General features: G+C 41.2%; 18 protein-coding genes and 2 tRNA genes. 8 read left to right on the forward strand and 12 right to left on the reverse strand.

What is annotated here, in order from left to right; genetic code table 11:
- Positions 1–11: 11 nt before the first annotated feature.
- The 3 genes from CRP01_RS18850 to CRP01_RS18855 all read right to left on the reverse strand — a co-directional run bounded on the left by CRP01_RS18850 (position 12) and on the right by CRP01_RS18855 (position 2,018).
- Complete coding sequence (locus tag CRP01_RS18850) at positions 12–1,253, reverse strand: cysteine desulfurase (RefSeq protein WP_099151638.1); 1,242 nt, start codon at positions 1,251–1,253, stop codon at positions 12–14.
- A 207-nt stretch (positions 1,254–1,460) separates the two neighbouring features.
- Entirely contained in the window at positions 1,461–1,823 is a 363-nt protein-coding gene (locus CRP01_RS41895) for a hypothetical protein (protein ID WP_143473439.1), read from the reverse strand.
- Positions 1,824–1,941: 118 nt separating this feature from the next.
- Positions 1,942–2,018, reverse strand: a tRNA-Ala gene (locus tag CRP01_RS18855).
- 357 nt (positions 2,019–2,375) lie between these two features.
- Between CRP01_RS18855 and CRP01_RS18865 the strand changes: the two genes are divergently transcribed.
- The 8 genes from CRP01_RS18865 (at position 2,376) to CRP01_RS18900 (ending at position 11,070) form a co-directional block, all read left to right on the forward strand.
- Complete coding sequence (locus tag CRP01_RS18865) at positions 2,376–3,824, forward strand: ArnT family glycosyltransferase (protein ID WP_099151639.1); 1,449 nt, start codon at positions 2,376–2,378, stop codon at positions 3,822–3,824.
- 170 nt (positions 3,825–3,994) lie between these two features.
- Positions 3,995–5,254, forward strand: a complete 1,260-nt coding sequence (locus CRP01_RS18870) for a hypothetical protein (RefSeq protein ID WP_143473440.1) — start codon at positions 3,995–3,997, stop codon at positions 5,252–5,254.
- A gap of 10 nt (positions 5,255–5,264) precedes the next feature.
- Positions 5,265–6,305 (forward strand): sensor histidine kinase, encoded by a 1,041-nt coding sequence (locus CRP01_RS18875; protein ID WP_099151641.1) that lies wholly within the window; start codon positions 5,265–5,267, stop codon positions 6,303–6,305.
- Between the two features lie 18 nt (positions 6,306–6,323).
- Positions 6,324–7,085: a LytR/AlgR family response regulator transcription factor gene (locus CRP01_RS18880; RefSeq protein WP_099151642.1), complete on the forward strand. Its 762-nt coding sequence runs from the start codon at positions 6,324–6,326 to the stop codon at positions 7,083–7,085.
- Positions 7,086–7,174: 89 nt separating this feature from the next.
- Positions 7,175–7,246, forward strand: a tRNA-Gln gene (locus tag CRP01_RS18885).
- A gap of 277 nt (positions 7,247–7,523) precedes the next feature.
- The gene (locus CRP01_RS18890) at positions 7,524–7,805 is read left to right on the forward strand and encodes a helix-turn-helix domain-containing protein (RefSeq protein WP_099151643.1); all 282 of its coding nucleotides are present in this window, start codon (positions 7,524–7,526) and stop codon (positions 7,803–7,805) included.
- Positions 7,805–8,077, forward strand: coding sequence for a hypothetical protein (locus CRP01_RS18895; RefSeq protein ID WP_099151644.1), 273 nt, complete (start codon positions 7,805–7,807; stop codon positions 8,075–8,077). The genes CRP01_RS18890 and CRP01_RS18895 overlap by 1 nt, the downstream gene beginning before the upstream one ends.
- Positions 8,078–8,424: 347 nt before the next feature.
- Positions 8,425–11,070 (forward strand): COR domain-containing protein, encoded by a 2,646-nt coding sequence (locus CRP01_RS18900; protein ID WP_099151645.1) that lies wholly within the window; start codon positions 8,425–8,427, stop codon positions 11,068–11,070.
- An 18-nt stretch (positions 11,071–11,088) separates the two neighbouring features.
- Here the strand turns inward: CRP01_RS18900 and CRP01_RS18905 are convergent, their stop codons facing one another.
- Genes CRP01_RS18905 through CRP01_RS18945 form a run of 9 tightly spaced genes read right to left on the reverse strand, consistent with a single transcriptional unit; the run spans position 11,089 to position 22,020 of the window.
- Positions 11,089–13,161, reverse strand: coding sequence for a hypothetical protein (locus CRP01_RS18905; RefSeq protein WP_099151646.1), 2,073 nt, complete (start codon positions 13,159–13,161; stop codon positions 11,089–11,091).
- A 36-nt stretch (positions 13,162–13,197) separates the two neighbouring features.
- A complete protein-coding gene (locus tag CRP01_RS18910) occupies positions 13,198–13,959 on the reverse strand; it encodes a hypothetical protein (RefSeq protein WP_099151647.1) in 762 nt (253 codons plus the stop codon).
- Positions 13,960–14,001: 42 nt separating this feature from the next.
- Positions 14,002–14,547, reverse strand: coding sequence for a peptide chain release factor 1 (locus tag CRP01_RS18915; protein WP_143473441.1), 546 nt, complete (start codon positions 14,545–14,547; stop codon positions 14,002–14,004).
- A 44-nt stretch (positions 14,548–14,591) separates the two neighbouring features.
- Positions 14,592–15,752 carry a hypothetical protein gene (locus tag CRP01_RS18920; RefSeq protein ID WP_143473442.1) on the reverse strand — a complete coding sequence of 387 codons (1,161 nt, stop codon included), beginning with the start codon at positions 15,750–15,752 and terminating at the stop codon, positions 14,592–14,594.
- A 47-nt stretch (positions 15,753–15,799) separates the two neighbouring features.
- Complete coding sequence (locus CRP01_RS18925) at positions 15,800–16,708, reverse strand: TssN family type VI secretion system protein (protein ID WP_099151650.1); 909 nt, start codon at positions 16,706–16,708, stop codon at positions 15,800–15,802.
- A 13-nt stretch (positions 16,709–16,721) separates the two neighbouring features.
- Positions 16,722–17,630 (reverse strand): type VI secretion system baseplate subunit TssG, encoded by a 909-nt coding sequence (locus CRP01_RS18930; RefSeq protein ID WP_099151651.1) that lies wholly within the window; start codon positions 17,628–17,630, stop codon positions 16,722–16,724.
- A gap of 7 nt (positions 17,631–17,637) precedes the next feature.
- Entirely contained in the window at positions 17,638–19,662 is a 2,025-nt protein-coding gene (locus CRP01_RS18935) for a hypothetical protein (RefSeq protein ID WP_099151652.1), read from the reverse strand.
- Positions 19,659–20,204 carry a hypothetical protein gene (locus tag CRP01_RS18940; RefSeq protein WP_099151653.1) on the reverse strand — a complete coding sequence of 182 codons (546 nt, stop codon included), beginning with the start codon at positions 20,202–20,204 and terminating at the stop codon, positions 19,659–19,661. Before CRP01_RS18940 ends, CRP01_RS18935 begins: the two co-directional genes overlap by 4 nt.
- Positions 20,205–20,208: 4 nt before the next feature.
- The gene (locus CRP01_RS18945; protein WP_099151654.1) at positions 20,209–22,020 is read right to left on the reverse strand and encodes a type VI secretion system Vgr family protein; all 1,812 of its coding nucleotides are present in this window, start codon (positions 22,018–22,020) and stop codon (positions 20,209–20,211) included.
- Between the last annotated feature and the right edge of the window lie 79 nt (positions 22,021–22,099).

Raw genomic sequence — 22,099 nt, forward strand, 5'->3', positions numbered from 1 at the left:
TATGAGTAGGTTTACGTGAAAATCTTTTTAGCTAGAAGTAAACCCTGTTTTAGTTGGTCAATGTCTTCGTATGTATTATAGAACGCCATAGAGGCCCGAACTGTTCCGGGTAAACCCAGGCTTTCCATCAGCGGCTGGGTGCAGTGGTGTCCGGCGCGGACGGCTACTCCCGCCTGGTTGAGGATCGTGGCCAGATCGTGAGGATGAATATCTTCGAGCATAAAGGAGATGATCGCGCTTTTATGGCGTGCTTTGCCAACGAGCTGCAGACCCGGGATCTCGGCCAGTAATTCGGTCCCGTAGGCCAGTAGGGCCTGGTTTTGTGCCTGAATATGCTCCAGGCCGACCTGACCGATAAAATCGATGGCAGCACCCAGGGCAATCGCCTGGGCAATGGGAGGCGTGCCGGCTTCAAACTTATGGGGCGGTGCCGCAAAGACCGTTTTTTCGATCTGGACGGATCTGATCATTTCTCCGCCAAATTGCCAGGGCGGCATGGCTTGCAGCAATTCTGCCTTACCGTATAACACCCCGATTCCGGTGGGGCCGTACATCTTATGGCCGGAGAACACCAGGAAATCACAGTCCAGATCCTGCACATCGATGGGGTAGGAGCCGACGCTCTGCGCGGCATCGATGAGTACGTAAGTACCCTGACTGCGCGCCATTTTGATAATATCCCGGATTGGATTGATCGTCCCCAGGCTATTGGAAATATGAGTAAGGGCGAGGATCTTGACCCGGCTGGTCAGCATTCGTTCCAGGGACGGCATATCCAGTTCCCCGCAGGCCGTAATGGGAATAACCTTTAGTTTGGCCCCCTTCTGGGCGGCCAGTTGTTGCCAGGGTAATAGGTTGGAGTGATGTTCCAGAATGGAAATTAAGATCTCATCTCCCGGTCGGATCTGTTGCTGGGCAAAAGTCTGAGCTACAAGATTGACCCCGGCGGTGGTGCCGCTGGTGAATATAACCTCACTTTCTTCGCGGGCATTGATGAACTGCTGTACTTTACGGCGACTCTCCTCGTAGTGAGAAGTTGCTTCGATAGCCAGGGTGTGGATCCCCCGGTGGATGTTAGCATTTTGATTGGAAAAGTGGTTGACCAAGCTATCGATAACTAACTGCGGTTTGTGGGTAGTGGCAGCGTTATCCAGATAGATGATTCGATTATCCCGGTGATCTTGCCTGTTTAAATTAGGGAACTGAGATCTGGCATCAACAATGCTTTGGATCTCACTGTTGTCGTTTTTCAATTGTTGAGTAAAATTTAGTCGTTTTCCGATTGATATTAAATTGGTACACTGGGATCCGTGCTGCGGAGGATACCTATGTAACAAAATTAATTGTTTTGGGTTGGGTGTTTAGCCTTGATAGATAAACGGTTAAGTATTTTGTAATTGGCTTGCTGCCGGAAAAATGTGTATAAAATGGCAAATGGCTGATATCTACTGAACGAAAGGTCATTTAATCCTGGCGGTGTTTAACATCCCAGTATTTAAACGGCTTGTATCATTGTAAAGATACCCGGCGCAAAGCGGGCAAAATAGGCAAGTTCCCGGTAAAATCGGAACAAGCTCGCCCGGTTGTGGGGTTTTACGCCCCTTTTGTAAAAAAGTTTTAAGTTTCTGATTGCCTGTACATCTAAGTGGCAGGGGATGGGGCTTCAACTGGCATCGTTTTGCTCCCGGATGATTGGGAAGAATTTTCCGATTTTGGCTATTGGGATCCGGCAGTGCAGAAATATCAGAGATAGGATAGCCTGTTGCATCGTCTGTCGCCCATTCGTAAACAGTAAAAAAATGGAAAAAATTATTATAAGCCAAATAAAAATTGATTTTTATTTAGGATCACTTAATAATATTTTAGGTTTTATTGAAAATACAGAAAATCAAGATTAGGCAAAGTAAAAAGGGCCTTACGAAAATCCGTAAGACCCTTTTGTGGTGGAGGATACCGGAGTCGAACCGGTGACCTCTTGCATGCCATGCAAGCGCTCTAGCCAGCTGAGCTAATCCCCCAGGTATTCTGGCTGATTTTTTTTGGAGAAGAAATTCGGAATAAAACCGAAGACCTTCCCGATTCCATCGGGACGCTCTAGCCAATTGAGCTAATCCCGCAGAAGTATTTTGGCTATTTTTTTGGAGAAGATACTCGGAATAAAATTCGAAGACCTTCCCGATTCCATCGGGACGCTCTAGCCAACTAGCTAATCCCGCGGATCTGGAAGTTTGACGTAAAAACAGAAAGCAGCGTAGCCAATCTTTCTTCGTTTTTATATCTCACTTCCCTGTTTGGTGGCGCGAATATATAACAAATTCGAAAAAGAAGAAAGTTCCGGAATAAAAAAAAGTATTTTTGCGCTTCATTAGCGATCTATGTACTCAGCAAAAACCGTTTTACACGATTGGTTAATACCGGCTTTGGGCTTGTTGACGATGGCGGTGGTCTTTCGTTTTTTTTCTTTCTTTCCAACGGTTATCAATCACGATGAATCGACCTATATTCTGATCGGCCGGGAGATCCTGCACGGCAAGCATTATTTCGTGGATGTGATCGACACCAAACCGATTGGCATTTTTCTGATCTACACGGCCTTTCAGTGGCTGGCCGGCCATTCCATTTTCCTGTTTCGTTTTTTTGTAGCTATTGGGGTCGGACTTACCGGTTTCTGCCTGTTTTCCATCGTCAGACAGCATCTCGGGAATCGGAAAGGCGCCTGGGTGGCGGGAGCTGGTTATATCCTAATGACTTCCATTTTTACTTTCTACGGGGTATCCCCGAATACGGAATTGTTCTTTACCGGCTTTACCGTCGTGGCGCTCTGGCTCTTGCTCGGCGGCACGCAGTGGTGGCGCTTTTTGCTGGCCGGAGGAGCACTGGGCATTGGTTTTATGATCAAATACGTAGTCGCTTTCGATGCTCTGGCGTTCGGCATGCTGGGTATCTGGCTGGCCCACCGGCGGGGAAAAGGCTGGTGGCGCGGATTACTGGGCGGCGTACTGATGCTGATCTTTTTTGCGATTCCCTTTGTACTGGTTTTTCAGTATTACCGGCTGCTGGGGTACGAATCCGAGTTTTTGTACTACACTTTTGAAGTGCCGGGCCGTTACCCGGTAGATCGGCTCTGGTGGGAGGGTATTCTGTACTACCTGGATTTCATCGGCCGGTTCCTGCCCGTTACCGGACTGGCGATCCTGGCCCTGATAAGAGGCAAAAAATACCTGGGGGATCTCTATCCTTTCTTCATCTGGTGGCTACTGCTCACCGGCTTCATTATCGGCTGGCCGGGTAAATCCTTTGGGCACTATTTTATTCAATGGATGCCGCCCTTTTGCCTGTTGGCCGGTGCGACCGCTTCCCGGGACCTGCCGCTTTTTGAGCGTCTCCGAAAGATCCCATCGGCATGGCGCTGGGGGCTTACCACCGCGATCGCCGTCGCGCTGCTGCTGACCCAGAAAAAGGACTACTGGGACAAATGGGATCACGCGCGCGATGTGGCCGATGCTCTGGCCGAAAGGCTGGATCCGGGGGATCAGATCTATACCGGCAATTACCACCACATTCTCTACTACCTACTGGAAAAGGAAACACCGACCCCCTACGTGCACCGCACCTTGCTTTGGGCACCGCACCATATCTTTGCCCTGGGAATCGATCTGGAAAAAGAAGCGCGACAGATCCTGGCCCTGCGTCCGCGCTTCCTGACGCTGGAGTACACACCGCCACCCAATTTACTGGCCGATTCACTCTACCGACATTACGTGCCCGTGGATACCATCGGGGATCGGGTCACCATCTACGAGTGGCGGGAAGGAGCTGAATAGGTGACGGGCTTTTCGTAAAAGCGGTCTGCCTATCGTCCAACTTGCCATTTCAACGAAATAAAAGACCTCCTTTCAAAATTCTCCTGCGTTCAGTGGCTAATTTGCTGCACTCAGGCTAAGCAGTCTTGGAAGAAAGTAGAGGAGGGGATAACTTCCGGAAAAAAACTTCCATGAGATCATCCACTTTTACTATTGCCATGCTGTTGAGTTTTGCGATTAATGCCTGGAGTCAGGACAGCCTGTTGTTACAAACTTTGCAGGAACATCGTCATGACGTGCACCTCAACGACGGCACGCTCCGGGGCGCTGGCGCCGACCTGCTGCAGACCGAAGCGAAATCCGGACAGTTCATGTTGATAGGAGAGGACCACGGCCTGGCCGAGTTACCTCAGTTTACAGCGGCGCTGTACCACCACCTCACTCCGGTGGGGTATCATTACTTCGCTACCGAAACGGGGCCGTTTACCGCCTCCCTGCTGCAGGAAATGGCCCAACGCCCGGGATTCATGAACGATCTGCGGGATACCCTGACCAAATATCCCTGGAGCATTCCCTTTTATAATATGTCGGAAGAAGCCGAAATGCTGCAAAGTATTATGCAGGACCGACGCCCGGAGGAAGCGGTGATCTGGGGGCTCGACCAGGAATTTATCGGTGCCTCCCGTCTGCTGTTGCCGCGTTTGCAGGATCAGGCAGCAAATGCCGCGGGGCAAAAGACGATCCGGGACTATTCCGATCGTGCCCGGTCGGGTTTTCTGAAAACGATGGCAGAAAAAAATCCGGCCAGCATCTTTTTTTACAGCGCCACGCCGGATGATTTCACCATCATCCGGAATAGCCTAAACGATGATCCGGCAGCCCGCCGACTGATCGATGAACTGGAAGAAAGCTGGGAGATCTACCACCTTTTTTTCCAACGGGAGGGCTATGCGTCCAACCGGCAGCGCGCGGAAATGATGAAGCGGCATTTTCTGGAGTATTACCGGGCGGCCAAAATGAAAGAAGAACACCCAAAAGTTCTCTTTAAATTCGGGGCTAACCACATGTACCGTGGCGCCAACGGACTGAATGTCTTTGATATTGGTAACTTTATCAATGAATTGGCGAGTCAGGAAGCGACTGCTTCGTTTCACCTCTATGTAGTGGGAAAAGGCGGTACCCAGAATGCTTTTACGCCCTTTGCCGACGAATCGGCCCGGCAAAAGCCGTACGACGCTAAAAATTATCTGGACCGGATCGATCTGACGCCCGTACTGGATCTGAGTCCGGACGGGCACTGGAGCCTGTTTGATCTGCGTCCATTGCGGCAACTGCTGTTCAGCAAACAGATCCGGGATCTGGATCCGGCACTGGAAAAGGTCATCTGGAGCTACGATGCCTTGCTGGTGATCCCCGAAGTGCACGCTTCCGGCAACGTCGTCACCCGATAAAATACCGTGTATGAACCGCATGCCCACGCAAACCTGGCAGCGTTTTATTATTCCGTTGTTGCTGGCCCTCTTCTTTGGGTTTATGATCTCGTTGCAGTCGCTGTTCCGGGAGCCGATCGGTTTTGCCTGGTACGGCCTGCTGTGGATGACTACCACCACTTTTATGATCTGGGAGGCCAATTTGCGAATCGGGCACTACCTGGACGGAAGGCTGCCGTGGCGTGAGCAGTTTTTCCGGCGCCTGGGTGGACAGTTGCTGTTCTCTTACGTAGTCAGCATCGGTATCTTTTTGCTGTCCTATATAATCCTCAACTGGTACGAAAATGCGGTGCTGGGGAATGACAATGCGTTGTCGGTCGTACACCTTGCTTCGTCCATGGCGATCGCCTTTATGCTTACCACCTTTGTCAATGTCATCCAGATCGGCTATCAGCTTATTCAGGTGCGGGAGGCGGAGCGCCTGCGGGCGGAGCGCTACCAGCGGGAAAGCATTGCCGCCCGGCTGGAGAGTTTACGGCAGCAGATCGATCCGCACTTTCTGTTCAATAATTTCAGTACGCTCTACGGGCTCATCCACGAGGATCAGGAAAAGGCCGGTATCTTTCTGCTGAAACTTTCCGACATCTACCGACTGGTACTCGAACACCTCGACCGTGAAACGGTGCGTGTCCGGGAAGAACTGGACCTGATCCAGGCCTACGCGGACCTGCTGACCATTCGCCACGGTACCGCCCTCCAATTCGAGCTGGCGGTACCGCCGGAGATACTGGACCGGCAATTGATCCCCTTTGCCTTGCAATTGCTGGTAGAAAACGCCATTAAACACAACCAGGTGGAACCGGACCATCCGCTACTGATCCGTATCTATTACGACGAAACTCGCGGACTGTGTGTGGACAATAATCTGGCACCCCGCAGTTCCGTCCCCGTTTCGGCGCGAATCGGACTGAAAAACCTGGAAGAACGGCACCGGTTTCGGCTGGGCCGTTCCATCTCTATCATTCGGGATCGCCGGCGTTTTTCGGTAGCCGTACCTTTGTTCAACGAATAACCAGCACAAAACCGCCGCATGCGTATCCTCATCATTGAAGACGAACCGGAAACGGCCGCCCACCTCCAGCGACTCATCCAACAGTATGCTCCCCCGGAACTGCAACTGGCGGGTCCGCTGCGCAGTATCCGGGAATCCATCGAATACCTGCACAATCAACCCCCTCCCGATCTCATCTTCCTGGATATCCAACTGGCGGACGGCCTCAGCTTCGAGATCTTCGATGAGATCGAACTGCAAACCCCTATCGTCTTCACCACCGCCTACAACCAGTTCCTGCAACGGGCCTTCGAGGTCAACAGTCTGGATTTCCTGTTAAAACCCATCCGCTACGAACACCTGGCCCGCAGTCTGGATAAATACCAGAAACTCTACCAGCAGAAGGCCCGCCCCGGCATTGACAGTCGCCGCCTCCGCGATATCCTGCCCTGGGAGCGCCATCGCTACCGGTCGCGCTTTCTGGTCAAACGCGGCAAGCGACTGGTGGTAATCCCCACCGCAGAGATCGCCTACCTCCTTAAAGACGATATCGTACTCCTGATCACTCTGGAAGGACGTAAGTTCCCACTGCCCCATTCCCTCGAAGAAGCCGCGCAATTACTAGACCCGCAGTTCTTTTTTCGCATCAACCGCCAGTGCATCGTCCACCTGCAGGCGATCCGGGAGATCCGGCAGGAAGGGAATCAACTCCTGCTCTCCATCCAACCCACCACCGCTAATTGGCTGACTGTCAGTCAACGCAACATACCCGCCTTCAAAAACTGGCTGGCCGGAGCATAATTTTTTTGAAAAATTTTCGGCAGAGGCTTTTTTTATTATTGCAAATGCCCTATTTTTGCCTCGCTTTTACAGAAAAGCACTTTACGGATAGACCCATGGTGTAATTGGTAACACAGCAGATTTTGGTTCTGTCGTTCTAGGTTCGAGTCCTAGTGGGTCTACTAAAAACTCAATTCACCTCTTGAAAATCAACGCTTTATAAATCTAATTTTTAACCGCGTTGACAGTTGAGTTGACGTTTTCAAAATTTCAATCGGCCGGGTAGTTTATCCGGCCTTTTTTCGTTAAAGGCACTGCCTTTTGCAATGCTCTTCAAATATAGTGAATTTCAGCCATTCTACTTCTCTTTCCGGTAAGGTGTTTGTTATTAATTGATCGTGATTTTCCTATCTCCCAGAATTTTCTATTTTTGTTTGGTATCAACCTAACTGATGGTTCATGGCTGATTTTGCCACTAACGTACCAATTATCTGCCTGGAGTCTGAAACCTTCAAAGCTTTAGTGAAGGAACTCGCCAGAGAGATCCGTGAGGATGACCATGATCCTTTTGTTGACGAAAAGGAAGCCATGCGACTACTCAGGATTACTTCCAAAACCACTTTTCAGAAATACAGAGATTCAGGAGATATTGACTATCGGATAGTCACCGGTAAAAAATACCTGTACCGGCGGAGATCGGTTATAGATTTCATTGAGAATAGCCCTAAAACGAAAGAATAATGGATACAGATCAAGAGCTATTGGAAGGATTTAATGCCGGTTATCTGATCGAGAAGCATCGCCCTGCTCTCTCCAAGCAATTGGTTGCCGCTGTTGAAGGCGTGGAACTCCCTTTTGTGGAAGGCTTTCTTGCGGGTACTCAGGAATATGCTAAGGAGCGGACGCAATCTAAAACAATTGCTAAACTTAAGGAAGCCTCAAAGGGTATTCCTCGACCTATTAGAAATAAAGATCGAGATGACAAGGATAGAGGGTTTGAGATTGATGTTTAGTTTTCGAACTGCTAATTGACTCTACCCAACTGTGCCATAACCCTTTTCAAAATATGCTTTGGAAAGCTGTAAGCAGAAAGATGAACTGAATAGATTTATTTCAAACAAGGTATGAAATGCACAAGGCCATAGTTGAGTTATCAATGAAACAGCACTGCAAAAAATAAAATCGGTTGTCGATATCCCAAAGGAGGAACCTTGAACAAGCTCTCTAAGGGTTATTTCTAAATTTCCGATAGCTTCTTAACTTTAATAAGGATAAATTTATTTGGATTATGAGGCTACTTTATTTATGCGGTTTTTATTATGGATAGACTTGTAATCCTGATTCCCAAAATTTTTCACCCATGTCGGAGTTGGCTCAAAAATTAATCGAAAAAGAAAAAAGAGAAAAAAGTAAGATACTCGACCTAGGTAAATGTGGTTTATCGGATTTGCCAAAGGCTTTATATAACCTAGATTGGTTAGAAATTTTAATTTTAAGCAATGCTATTATCGATTATGATAATATGGTCTGGATGGAGAGCAAAAACCACGGTGAGCCTAATAAATTTTTAAGAATTTCCTCAGATTTATCAAAATTAAAAAATTTAAAAAAAATAGTTTTAACAGATTTGAACCTTAATAGCTATGATTTTCTTAGAACTCTTACCCAATTGACATCATTAGACCTCAGTTCCAATCAAATTTCAAATTTTAATTTTTTGAAGAAACTTGCCAATTTAAATTCACTGTACCTTTCCCACATGCAGATTTCAGATCTTAGTTTTTTAAACAAGCACCCTAATTTAGCTTATTTGGATCTTAGCTCTAATCATATATCTGACCTAAGACCCCTTAAATGGCTTTCTGGGTTAAAGACATTGAATCTTCACAATAATCTAATTACAGAGGCATCTGCGCTTCAGAATCTGAATAATCTAACTTCATTAACTATTAGTAACAATCAAATTTTTGATCTCACACCCTTAAAAGATCTGTATAGTTTAACTCAATTAGATTTAAGCAATAATAAAATAACAGATATCACCCCTTTGGAGAAGCTAAACAACTTAGTTTTTTTAAATCTAAATGATAATCAAGTACAAAATATTGCTGCACTAAAAAGGCTCAAAGATTTAGTTCTGCTGGATATAAGTCTTAATCAGGTCCATGATCTTTCACCTTTGCTTTTTCTTATTAAAAAGGGGATTCCAATATCTCTGGCTGAAGATGACCATGGTATTAAAGTAAAAGGCTGTCCGTTGGCTACCCCCCCGATTGAAATTGTTCGCAAGGGGAATGGCGAAATAGTAAAATATTATGAGGATCTTAAACAACAAAATAGTGCATTTTTATATGAGGCAAAATTATTGATTGTCGGGGACGGAGAGGCTGGTAAAACCACACTTGCGTGGAAAATTATAGAACCGAAGGCATCTATGCCAAAAAAAGGTGCAGACCGCACAAGAGGTATTGATATCCAGAGTTTTGACTTTGAATGTAGCATCAAACTCGATCAAATCTTTCGAATGCATATTTGGGACTTTGGAGGTCAGGAAATATATCATTCAACACATCAATTTTTCTTAACTAATCGTTCACTGTATGTCATTGTTAATAATACTCGAACCAATACGACAGATTTTAATCATTGGCTCCAAATGATAGAATTGTTGAGTAATAGTAGCCCGGTTATCATTGTCCAAAACATTGTAGATGAATCTTCGTCAAAATTTGATCTCAGAGGATTTCAAACAAGGTTTTCAAACATTGTTTCTAGTAAGTATGTAGACCTATCAAAAAATGATAAATTCCTTCATGGTTTGATTGCTGAGATAAAACATCAAGTACAACAACTTAATCACGTTGGATCTGAATTACCAAAACAATGGGTAGTGATAAGAGAGCAGCTTAAAAAACTAGCAAAAGAAACCCCTTACATATCATTAGCAGAATATTTTAATATTTGTCGTAGAAACAGAATAGTAGAAAAAGAAGCAGCATTAAGATTAAGTAGCTATCTCCACGATTTAGGCGTCTTTTTGCATTTTCAAAATGATATGTTATTAAGACGTACTGTTTTTCTTCAAAATAACTGGGCTACTAAAGGCGTATACAAAATTTTAGATAACAAGCAAATAGAAGCCAAAAATGGGCACTTTACAATTGAAGATGCAGAACTTATTTGGCAAGGTTCTGAGTATGAAAGACTAAATGTGGAATTATTGAAGTTAATGCAAAATTTTGAATTGTGTTATGAAGTCGCCGATACCAACCCTGATAGTTTTGTTTCTCCTCAGCTTCTCTCTCCTGAGAAACCGAATTACGATTGGAATAATGAAAATAACTTAATCATTATCTACGAATATGACTTTCTGCCAAAGGGCCTTCTGGGCAGATTGATGGTACGCCTTTATAAATATATTAAAGACCATAATAAATTGATTTGGAAGTCAGGTGTTATTTTTCATTATCAAAATACAGAAGCCCAAGTTGTTGAAACCTATGGTAACCGGAATATTGAAATTAGAATAATTGGAGTAAATCGACAAGCTTTAGCTGCTATAATTATTGGGGAGTTGGATAATCTCAATAACCGTTTCGACAAACTGGTTGTTAAAAAACTTATACCATGCAATTGCCAAGATTGCATCAACAAGGAAAACACGCATTTTTATGAATACGACAACTTGCAGCGAAGAATACAGAATGACATACAAACCGTCGAGTGTGAATTAAGTTATAAAAGAATTGATGTGCAGTCTGTCCTGAATGGTGTCTTTACTTTTGAACCAGATGACAAAGAAAAAATAAAAGAATTGGTCGAAAATGGAAATATAGATAAAGCCTTGGAACTGCTAAGAAAAACTCATCCCAAAGAGGCATCCTTACTAAAGAGCACTTACTCCAAAAACGAACAGTTGTATCTATTGGGGGTAATTGGTCGCAAAGAATGGAATTTAGTCCGACAGCAAGTTGCTCTGGCTATACTAGAATTGTGTAAGTCGTGAAATAGAAGTTAATATTCTTTAATCTTTAACGCGCTTCCCATCCTCATATTCTACTATAAAGGCTTTCTCAAAACCGTTTTCCTGAACATCTCGGAGATTAGCCTTGGCCCATTCAAGAGAATTGTAAGGTCCAAGCAAAACCCTTTGCAAGTCAGAGTTAGGAACAGGTTCTGTTTCAACGCGATTACCAAATTTGCGAATGGATTCATATCTTGGATTCCCAGGTTCATATTTATTAATTGCGTGGAGTTGAATTTTATAGTAAATACCAGAGAGTGCTACGTTCGTTCTCCTTTTATTCATCCCATCGACTAGTTCCCATATCCTTACTTCCTCCAGTGGAATTGTATAGAGCTTATAAATGCTGCCTAGGGAAATTTTATAATTTCCTTTTTCTATCTTAACAAAGACAGGAATGATTTTGCGGGTAAAATCTGCATAATCAGGTAGATTATCGCGGCCTAAGCCTGCAAATTGTTGTGTATAGACTACATAAGTCAGCCATGTACTATCATTCTCGTTGAAGTAGAAATCTTCTCCAAATCTCTCTTTTTCAGCTCTTAAATAAGAATTCATATAGGGTAGATCCGACAGATGCTTAAAATAATCATTGATATGATAAATTGTATCCCGTCCCGGTTTGTGATTCGAAACTTCTATTATGGCTTGGGAACCACCCATTTTGAATAATGATAACGTCTTATCTAAATTAGATCGGTTAAAATAACCGGGCATAGTAATGTTGGAAAGAAATGTGTCTACTACCGGTATTCCTTGTTCTTTAAATACTCGATGAATAATCGATGAATCTGTAATATTATTAACCAAAACATAGCTATTGTAATGTCTTTGGAATACAGAATTAGGGGTTAATGTTTCGGTATTTTCATTTTTTATAATCTCAGCATTTGGTCCATCCACTTGAGGAGCTACTGGATTAGGTTGGTCTTCTGTAGTTTTAGGAAATTCCGTAGCTGTAATTTCATTTTGTTCTGTTGCATCAGGTAGACGCTCACAGCCATTATTTTCTCGGCTGCCAGGGGTAAGAGGACATTCATCGACATTGTCTAAGACTCCATCTCCATCCGTATCACTTTTTTCAGGATCTGTACCTTTTTTAGTTTCTTGACTATAAGTTAATCCGTCTCCATCCTTATCGCATGGACCAGCTAATTCGGAAGGAACACATGGATTTTTGGGATCATATGCAGGATTGTTTATTTCTTCAGAATCATTGATTCCATCATTATCAGTATCTGCATTTTGAGGATCAAGATCATACCTAATCTCTATATTATCGCAAAGACCATCTTGATCACTATCAATACTGTTTGGGCTACAAGGATCTCTGGGATCTGAGCCCGCCGTCCGTTCTTCATAATCTGTCAAACCATCGCCATCGGAATCAGTATTTGCTAGCGTTATACCTAAAATTTGAAACTTTTTGACATGTGTTCGAATATCGGTCCAATTCTTTCCACTAATTGCATTGCGAGGGATTTCTCCACCCCACCATACGAAAAATTTATCCTGACGGCTGATTAAAGCGGGACTTTCTTTTGTTTCTCCATTCAATGACCTGTCTACTGCTACTTGAACGATGACGAAAAGGTTTGAATTATTAATCAAATCAAAATCAACTAATCTCTCCTTTAAAACTGGAATTAGGGCATTTCTAAACTCCGAAGTCAATATTTGAGGAGTACCAATTTCAGAATCATTTAAGTTAATCCTTAGTGACTGGAAATAATGATATCTGAAAATGTAATTATAATAAGCGTCGGAAGTAATAAACTTAGGTTGCACCGCTGGAGGGTCAAAAGCTCGAACAACTTTACATCTTTCATAATCCATGAATAACTTTGTAAAATCTTTTGTAAACTTACTGCTTTTCCTATCGGCTTTATTTTCTTCTATAAAAAGAATAATGTCTTGAAAATCAAATGTTTCCATTACATTTTTATAAGTCATGTTACGCAATAATATCTGGCTTTTGATAAATTCTGTTACAGTTTGCTCTTGTCCTGAAACTGGAGAACAGGCGGTAGCAAAAACAAATAAAAAAAGAGAATAGCCAAAGAAAGTTTTCATATTTCCATGCTTTTAAGAAAAATGAATAATCAGAAATCATCCATGTCCTTTGGTAATAGAGGTTGCTGCAATATCCCCTAAAAGAATAAGGCAGCAGCCATCTGTTTGAAAATTTTGCTGATTATCGTAACAATCGTATTGCTCAAGGTAAATAGTAACCGTCTTATCCGTAATATCTTCATAATATAGGTCCATAGCAGTGATGCCATCAAGACCTTTTTTTGAATTAAATTTTTGATAAAGTTGAGATATCTTGGCTTTCCCTTTCCACCGGCCTGTTTCATCTTTTGTAAACTCAGATAGTGGAGCTACTTCCAGATCAAACCATTCCACCCGTGTGATTTTATATCTATTATCTGAAATTAGGGTCCTTAGATAATCCATTACATTAAATGTCTTTATGTTACCACCTGTATGAGAACTAATAATTTGCACCGTATTTATTGTGGTGTCCATAAAAAATTTATATCCAGTATTTCGAGCTTCTTCTTCTCTTTCTGTGATTGATCTACGAGAATCTAATAAGACGTTGTTCATACTACCGCTTAGATCTCTCAACATGACTATGACCTCCTCTTCAATATCATCAAAATTAATGCATTTCAATTCATTCTCTGTATCTGCAAGTCTTTGGTCTTCGCTAAAATTGCTAAATTCAATACTATCCTCAACGAGAGTAGGGGGAGGAATAATCTCATCATCATCTAAAGGCTTATCATTACCACATTTAGGTATAAAAATGGCTATAACTAAACCTATTATACAAACAATTAGCATGATTCTGGTTGGAACATTCATAGTTCTTACTTTAGCAAATTCTTAACAAAGATGCACACCTTCCTAAGCATCACCTCTCAACAGGTCTCGAATTTCCCTGTCCTTATCTTCAATTTTTCGCTCTAAATTCTGTATTTTCATTTCCAAGTCCCTGATATCTTTTTCAAATTCTCTTTTTTCGCTATCAAAGTTTTCCTGATTCGTGTCTTTCATTTCTTTGCACTCTTTCAAATCTTGAGCTCCCTGAGCCAAAATTTTAATAGCAGATAAATTTTCTTCAAACAGAAGTCCACTATTCTCCGGTATTGTCTTACTTAAACTAGTAATTCCATCCGAAACATAAGAGATTATTTGTGGATAGTCTTTTTTATCGGTGTAAGTCTGGACTTTGATAAGTAGGTCGTTTAGTTCTTGGGTAAGGTTGTTGAGTTGCTCTAATCGTTCGTCTTCACTTGAGTTGCAATACTCGAGGCAATTAACTTTCTTGGACTGTGTAATGCTGGAATAAACTATAATTCCTACAAGTAGTAATGATAAGAGGTATACCAAACCAAAGTCCAAAATGGCGTTATTAATTTTTTTTTGATTGACAACTGGATTTTTATTCATATCAAAAGTATTATGGAAACTAATAATTTTTTTGACAATCAATTTCAATTACGTCCAACCGGGTTATGCGAAGGGCCAAACTTCGTATCAGCCAATACCTTTGAAAAACACTTCATTAACTCCAAAAATTCCAAAAGTGAATCCAAAAAAGGTTTGAGGTCCCCCTGCTTTGGATTGGAATTAAGAATGCCTTTCGCAATTGAATAAACTGTTTTATTTGATGTTAAACACTGCTTGGAGTACTTTTCAACAAAAGCCTCTTCACCGTTTATAAATTTAAGAGTATTTAGGGCGGCCTGAACAAAATTTATATATATACCTGCCAAGTACATCGGAGGTTGAGAAATAGCAAAAAAATGGATTTGCGCATGATTAGACTGTAGAGACTGCAGTAGCTTTTCAGCAAATAACAGCGCGTTTTCCATGTCTGAGTTAGAACTCTTACTATTTATCGAGGCCGAGTGGTTTCCTTGAATGATAGTTATTAAGTTACTTTGGATGTCAGTTGTGGCAGACTTAAATTTACTGTAGTAATAATTTGATAGCAAATAATAACTGTTGAGGGAGGTACTTGCCGGAACAAAATGTCCCCGGTCAACTTCGACCGTTTTACCTTCAACCTTGAGGCGACTAATTACCAAGCTATTTGGATCTGCAATGTGCTGATGGCTAGGTATTACCGAAAGTTTATAAGCAGGAAATAAAATTGTTTTCCTCGGTACACCTGAATGCGAAACGCCTCCTACGTATCTCGGTGTTTCTTCCTCTCTTTCCTCTCTGGTTTTTTCAAAATCATTCTTGACCTCCTGGTACGGATTGACAGTTAGCACAATATCGTATAATCCGTTTTTTAAACCTATTGTATCAGAGGGTAATTGCTCTTCCTTGATATTCAAAGCCTTTACCGTGTGTGAAGTTATTTCGATCCTCAATCCTCCGGGAGTAATTCCCCTACACTCTTTTAGCTGGATACTAACCGATTCGGTGCTTGAATTCGTACTAATAGAAAATTTCGGATAGTCTTCTGCTTCCAGATTATCGACTGGAGGAAGTAGGCCGTAATTGAAATCATTTAAACCAATGCTCAATGCATCACGTACAGAGTCGTATATAAAGTTATTCAATGCAATAAAATCCTTGCTGTTTATTTGCATTCCGTCTTTCCAATTGACGGGAAAATGTTCTAATCCTGCAGGTGTAGGCATAGACAGTTAGTTGGATAACAAATGATAAATAAATATGCACAAAATGATCAATATTTAATCATGCGGGTGGCATAAACAACATCTCCGGGACTTAAATCATTTCCAGGTAATGTTATTTCTGGGTTCAGATATTTACCTCCTCCCCATGTTCTACTATCACTGAGACGAAACTTTCGGGTAAATAGCCACCAAACTCGCTCTCCATCTTCATTTGCCATTAAGTCCTGAATCGCTAAATTGGGATGATTTTGAGAATAAAGCTGGACGAAAACCTGAAATACGGTACCTAGCGAAGTGTCATCTACAGGAAAATTACTCCAAGGTTTTTCATCTCTCTTTTTAAAAAACTTGTTTTGATCACTGAAGTTTTGCATAACGGCAAAATGAATTCTTGCATTCGGATTCCAATCAATTAGTTCGTGATTAATAGGAGTTGGACTATACTCCCATTCATATTCGAATTGGTTTTTTTCGATTTGCTGGGCGGTATCAAAGGATTTAAGAATGATGAATGGTAGGGGAAAAACGATCAGTGCACTAGTAAATGTTTGAGCTAACTCAAATTCCTGGCTTACCAGATAAAATGCTAAAAAGAAGCCCAATCCAGCGATAGATGTAATAAAAAGAGTATAAAAAAATTCAGGAAAAAAGGAGTCCTCTTCCTTATTAAATACATCCCTTCTTTTCCAAAAGAGTTTCTTATAAATTACCCAGGTATGTATTATCCCCAGAAGAAACAACATAAGCTGGAACCATAAAAAATAATGATTGTTTGGCCCACTACCAGGAATTAACCATCCGCCCAAAGCGCCGATAGCTCCTATTATCAGGAAGGAAAGGGCAATTTGCCAAATCGTATTCTTTTTTAGATCGCCTTCTTTTCTCCATAAAAATAAAAGTAGAAAAAGAATGGAAAGACAGATGAGAACGATAAGTTCAATGTAAAAAGCTGACATAAATCCGTTTTGTTTAAATATTTGTCGTGTATCCAAGTATGCTGCTGAACTGATTTTGTCCCCTTTCTTTTGGTAAACTGAAATCCAATTCTGTTTTTTTGTTAATGAGCAGCTTTATCTTGAACGACGTTTCCGAAGGTAAAAATACGGGAATTAGTATTTTCTCCAATATTTTTCTCTTATTTCCACTTGGATGATATTCATAAAATTTGGAGTTATCCAGATCGCAAATACGAATTTCTACAGCAGGTACGCCATCCATGTACACCTCACCCAGGATACAATCCACTCCCAAGTAGGCCTCACCTAAACCTTTAAGCATTGAACGCTCTATTTTATAGCCAATCGGATCGGTAGTTTCTATAACCACTGTATTCGAAAGAATTTGTTGGAAACATTTAGCAATCAAGGACAGATCATGTTGCACTTTATGAGCTCTTGGTAACCAATAAAGTAAGTGAAATAGCTCTTCTTTGTCCAGAAGGCTTTCATAATCCTGTAATCCCCAAAAAGTGATCAACTGATTGATGAAAATGGGATGACTCAGATCATCCATTCTGGCGATATCCGCAAGCGTCAGAAAAAGAATTTTTTCAAAAGGGGAAAAGAATTTTTTCCAACTCTCTATTTGATCTGTGATCAATTTCGAACGCTCTTCGGCATTTGTACTTTCTCCTTCCCTCGAACTTAAAAGCAAATGTTGAGGTAAGGTATCAAACAAACTATTTCGACTTAATGTTATTTCTAGTGCCGCTAACTGTTCATCTATTTCAAAATCTAGAACATCCTTTCCCGTCCTCCTTTTTTTAGCCCCTTTATGATTAATTTTTACCCTTTCCTGAAAGAGATCAAATTCTTCCATAAGAAAATTCAGCAATATTTCTGCTTTTAAGTCCAATTCCTGAGCATAATTTCCTGCCATGTAAAAATTAATCTGAGGTTATTTGTAAAAATGTTTTTATTGGCAATGATGAAATAGAAAAGAAATTCAACTCTTCTTCCAATAATGCCAACCTGGCTTCACTAATAAGTCTAGAATTAGATTGAGGTTTTATGTGAACTTCTATGCTGCGAGTGGGTATACTATTTCCCAGGAAAAGCATTCCTTTTTTTATTTGAACCTCAATCTGGGTTTCTTGAAAAAATCTTTCACAGTAAATTCTAAGTTGATAATCAGTATTTATCGATTTTGTATGACTGAGGGTTGCCTTTAACTCAGACATTGCACGCAATGAATCAATCCCGTCTTTGCCCCCTTCAGTTTCCGATATCATCTTAACGTCACCAAGACCCGGTATTGAAAGTTCCGGAACCAAGTTTTCTTGCAAGTTATTTGCTTTTTCGCCTTGGCATATCGAGTAGGTTACTTCAAAACTAGTGGGCTTTTTTTGCGCAGCGATCATGACATACACATTTTCTTGACCTCCGATGACCGAGCCTTGTTCGGCATCTTTATCATTAATCATCCGTTCTAGTTCGGAAAGCAAGAAATCTTTACCTATTAATTTAACCAGTTCCTTGTACTTATATTCTTTTTTAAATACACTAAACAGGTATTTAAACCTTTTCCAACTATTATAATTATCCATCCGCCCCACCCCATTTCGTCTAATCGAGTAGGAAGGTATTTTATCAGGTGAAAAAGAAGAAAAAGGCAGTTCATGTAATTGATCTCCGGAGTTTTCATCTACTACGCTGTCAATAGAAAGAAACTGCTCCTTCGAGGAAATCTGAATAATCGAAGGTGAGTTTTCATCGAAATACTTTGATATAGGCATTTCCCTCTTGCAGTTTATTATTGGGAAATGATCGATCGCTGCATAAAATCTAGTTTCAAAGTGGCTGATTTTGACCGGGCTTAAAAAATTAAGTTGAAGCCAGAAGATATTTTTTTCACTGGTAATTACATCTTCCTTTATTATCGATATCTCTTTCGTACTCTCCCAGTCAAAAATCGTATGACACTTACAGAAATCCTCGAGATAATCCAGTTTGCTGTTAGAAGCAATAGCAAGAAATTCAGGATCTGAATCAGTCTTGTTATTGTTGGGCTGAATAGAGATAAAATTTTTTCTGGTTTTAAGATTTAGTGTTTCACTTATAGAACGATGATAAGTGCTTTGTTCCAGATCGTTTGTTATTCCCAACTCGATGGTAGTTGGTTGTCCATTGAAATATGCACTTCCTTCCGTGATGGAGTGCAATAAAACCTGATTATCTGCTGTGGTGTAAGTGTCAGAAAAATCAATAAATAATACCAATTTTGCAAGGTTTTTTAACGTCTCTGGAGCTTCAATACCAATTAAGATGTTAGTAATTACCTGATCGGTGTCGATGTTTTGTGCACTTATATTTCTGAAACGATTACTATAATTGGCTTTATAACAACATTGATTGGTAAGCAAAAATTTGATTTGCCCCTTAAAGAGGTGTGTTGTCACCAAAGGAGAAAAGAATATCTTCCTCTCCGCTTGACTCATTGGATCAATTTTAGAAAAGTATAAAGTGTCCTGTTTGGAAAGCGTTATATAATCTTTGTTCACACTTGCCTTTGCTACGCCATAGGCAGGTATAGGTCCGGTTTCTTCATCGGGAATCAAAGTTTTCGCCATGTTGAGCATTAAGTGCTCGATCCTAGTATTTAATTCGAAGTAAACATGCTCGATTTCAGTCGCTAAAGCTCCTGCCATTTTTTCCACTAAGGGATCATACCTGTCGGCTGATTTTCCCCATTCCTGGTACATAGATTGTAGAAGAAGATCTCGAATGGCCGCCGCGCTTTTTGAGTTTTGCAAACGGGGTCGATGGTCATCGAGACTGACTTTTTTCAGATCATCATTTATGGCTTTAGCCAACTCTTCAATGATCGGTTCATATTTTAGGTAACTGATTCCAAATTTCCGCTCCAGAATCTGAGAAATAATTTTTCCAATAACTTTTTGCTGTTCATTCATTTCCGGAGGTATGGCGGTTTAGTTGGAAGTTCAAAGGTTCGTTCAAAGTCATCAAAAGACCTTTTCTTTTCATTCTCAAAATAATGACCTTCCACTTTGATAATTAATTCAATTTTAAGCTGCTTTTTAAATTCATTTTTTAAATCAACCCGTTTTGTTTCTTTTTTCACAATAGAAACAAAATCAACTTTATGCCCTAAATCATCTATATTTTGAAAGAGTCTCGATTCATGTTTGATAATAGAGTTTTCTAGTGAATTTCTTATCACTGTCTTCACATTATCGTGCCACTCAAGTATTTGCTTGCCCTCTTTAGGAAAAAAGGTTTTGAAGATGGAATTATTAATATCAGCATCAGGCATATAAAAATCAAAAAGACGGAGGGCAGAACCAAAAGAAGGCGAATGATGATAGGCACCGAGCCAGGTCAGCAACATCACATCTAAATGTTGTTTTATCGATTCTTCAATTCCTACCTTATCTCTTTCTGCGGTTCCTTCCATCAGTTGAGTGGCAGATAAAGGAAGCGAATAATAACGCATAATGTTAGGAATTTAAGTTTATTGTCTTACCACTAACATTCGTATCGCTGACGCTTTTTACGGTTACGCTTCCCTGCGAATCGATCGTGGCGCTGGAATCTGAATTGACGTTTATGTCCTTGCTATTCATGGAAATAGTACCATCAGCTGCTGTAGCAGTGATGGAGGGACTATTGATCTCCACTTTCTCTGAACCGTCTATCACAATAGAAGCTGAGCTAAGACTTATAGAACTGTCAGCAGATATACTAACAGAAGAACCAGCGGATATATTAACTGTTTTATCGGATTTAATGGTTATAGTAGGCGAACCGTCTAAAGTTAGGATAATCTCGTTTTTTCCGTCAGGGTTACTAATCTTTACGGTTTCTTTGCCACCATCGTCACTAAAGAATATTAAATTGCCGCTTCGGGTTTTGATCGCTTTGGATTTATTTTCCGGATCAAAAAATTCCGGTTTTGCTGCACCGTGATAAAATCCACCTGTAACATAGGGGAAATCAGGATTATCTTGTTCAAATTCAACCCAAACGAAGTCGTCGATCTCCGGGGTAAAAGCAGCACCTTTTTTGCCGCCGGTAGAGGATGAAATAACCTTTATCCAGGGCATTTTTTCATCTTTTTCTTTTTGCCAGTTGAATTTGACTTTTACCCTGCCCAACTTCTTATCGTCATCCAACTTAAACACGGAAGCAGCTTGTGCCTCACAATGGGGTTCAATTACAAATTCATTTAAAGGTGGAAATTCCAATTCTTCCGGTACTGCTTCGAAAGTGTTAACGTAATTTTCCCCGGTTTCACTAATCTCGTGCTCAATTGCTGTAATGATAAATTTCCCGTAATCTTCCCCGTCCTCTAATGTATTATCCTTAATAGCGATTTTATTTCCAATTCGCAATTTGGATTCTAAACTTGATCCACCTAAAATGACCATCTCATTGACAGCATTTGCTGTTCTCTTTTGAGCCAGATACTTCAACTGTTTTTCTTCCAAACTTGGTGTAACGGGGAATTGTGTTTTCACTGTACCTTTATAGGCTTCTTCTTTTGAGGCGTCGTACGCCAGCTTGGTCAATTTAGACATAGCACCCGAAAATGCAGCAGGGGCCTCCGGAAACTTTTGATTTACATAGTCGTAACCTTTTAGATTGAAGTCAATCGCCTGAATCTTAGCTGATAAATTAAAATCATTTAGATTGTTATTGAGAAATAACGTTGTTTCTTCTCCCTCAGGTAATTTACCAAACACAAATTGATCACCATTATAAAAAAACCAGGCACCGAACTTATTGCCAAGCCGGCAGAAAAATTCATAATTGCTTTCCTTATATTGGACTAAATAAGGAATAGCATCAGTGTAGGCAGGGTCCACTGCTGCGGCCTGACATTCTTTGATGGCGGAACCAGTATACTGGTCGAAAATACTGTTGATAATCTCCTTGAGCCCTTTGTCACAAAAAGAGGCAACATGATCACCCTCATCCATTAGTTTACTCAAACCTTCTCCAACAATCAGCAGCGTGTCACCGGATCTTCCTCTTCTTTCCAAAGATAAGCCTGTTACCATTCCAAGAAATAAATTGGTTTTGGTCAATTGAGGAACAGATAGAGAAAAATCCGTTTCTTTAAGCTCAATCCGAACAAATTTGCCAATGTAGTCTTTTGCCTTTTGAAGCAAAAGACCTTTTCTTGGTTTGGTATCAATACTAATGCGGAAGATATGATGTGTATCATAGCTTTGTTTTAAGTTTAAGTGGTCATAAGAAAGGGTTTGACCATCAATCGTAATTTCCGCAATCACTTTTTTTGTGCTCATCAGTGGTTGATTGTTCTTCAAGCATGAGTTAGGTGAACCAGTAGTTAAAATATGACAAAAAGCATATGCAAAACCACTA

Origin of the sequence: Flavilitoribacter nigricans DSM 23189 = NBRC 102662 (assembly GCF_002646595.1) — a bacterium.
GTDB classification, from domain to species: Bacteria; Bacteroidota; Bacteroidia; order Chitinophagales; family Saprospiraceae; genus Flavilitoribacter; species Flavilitoribacter nigricans.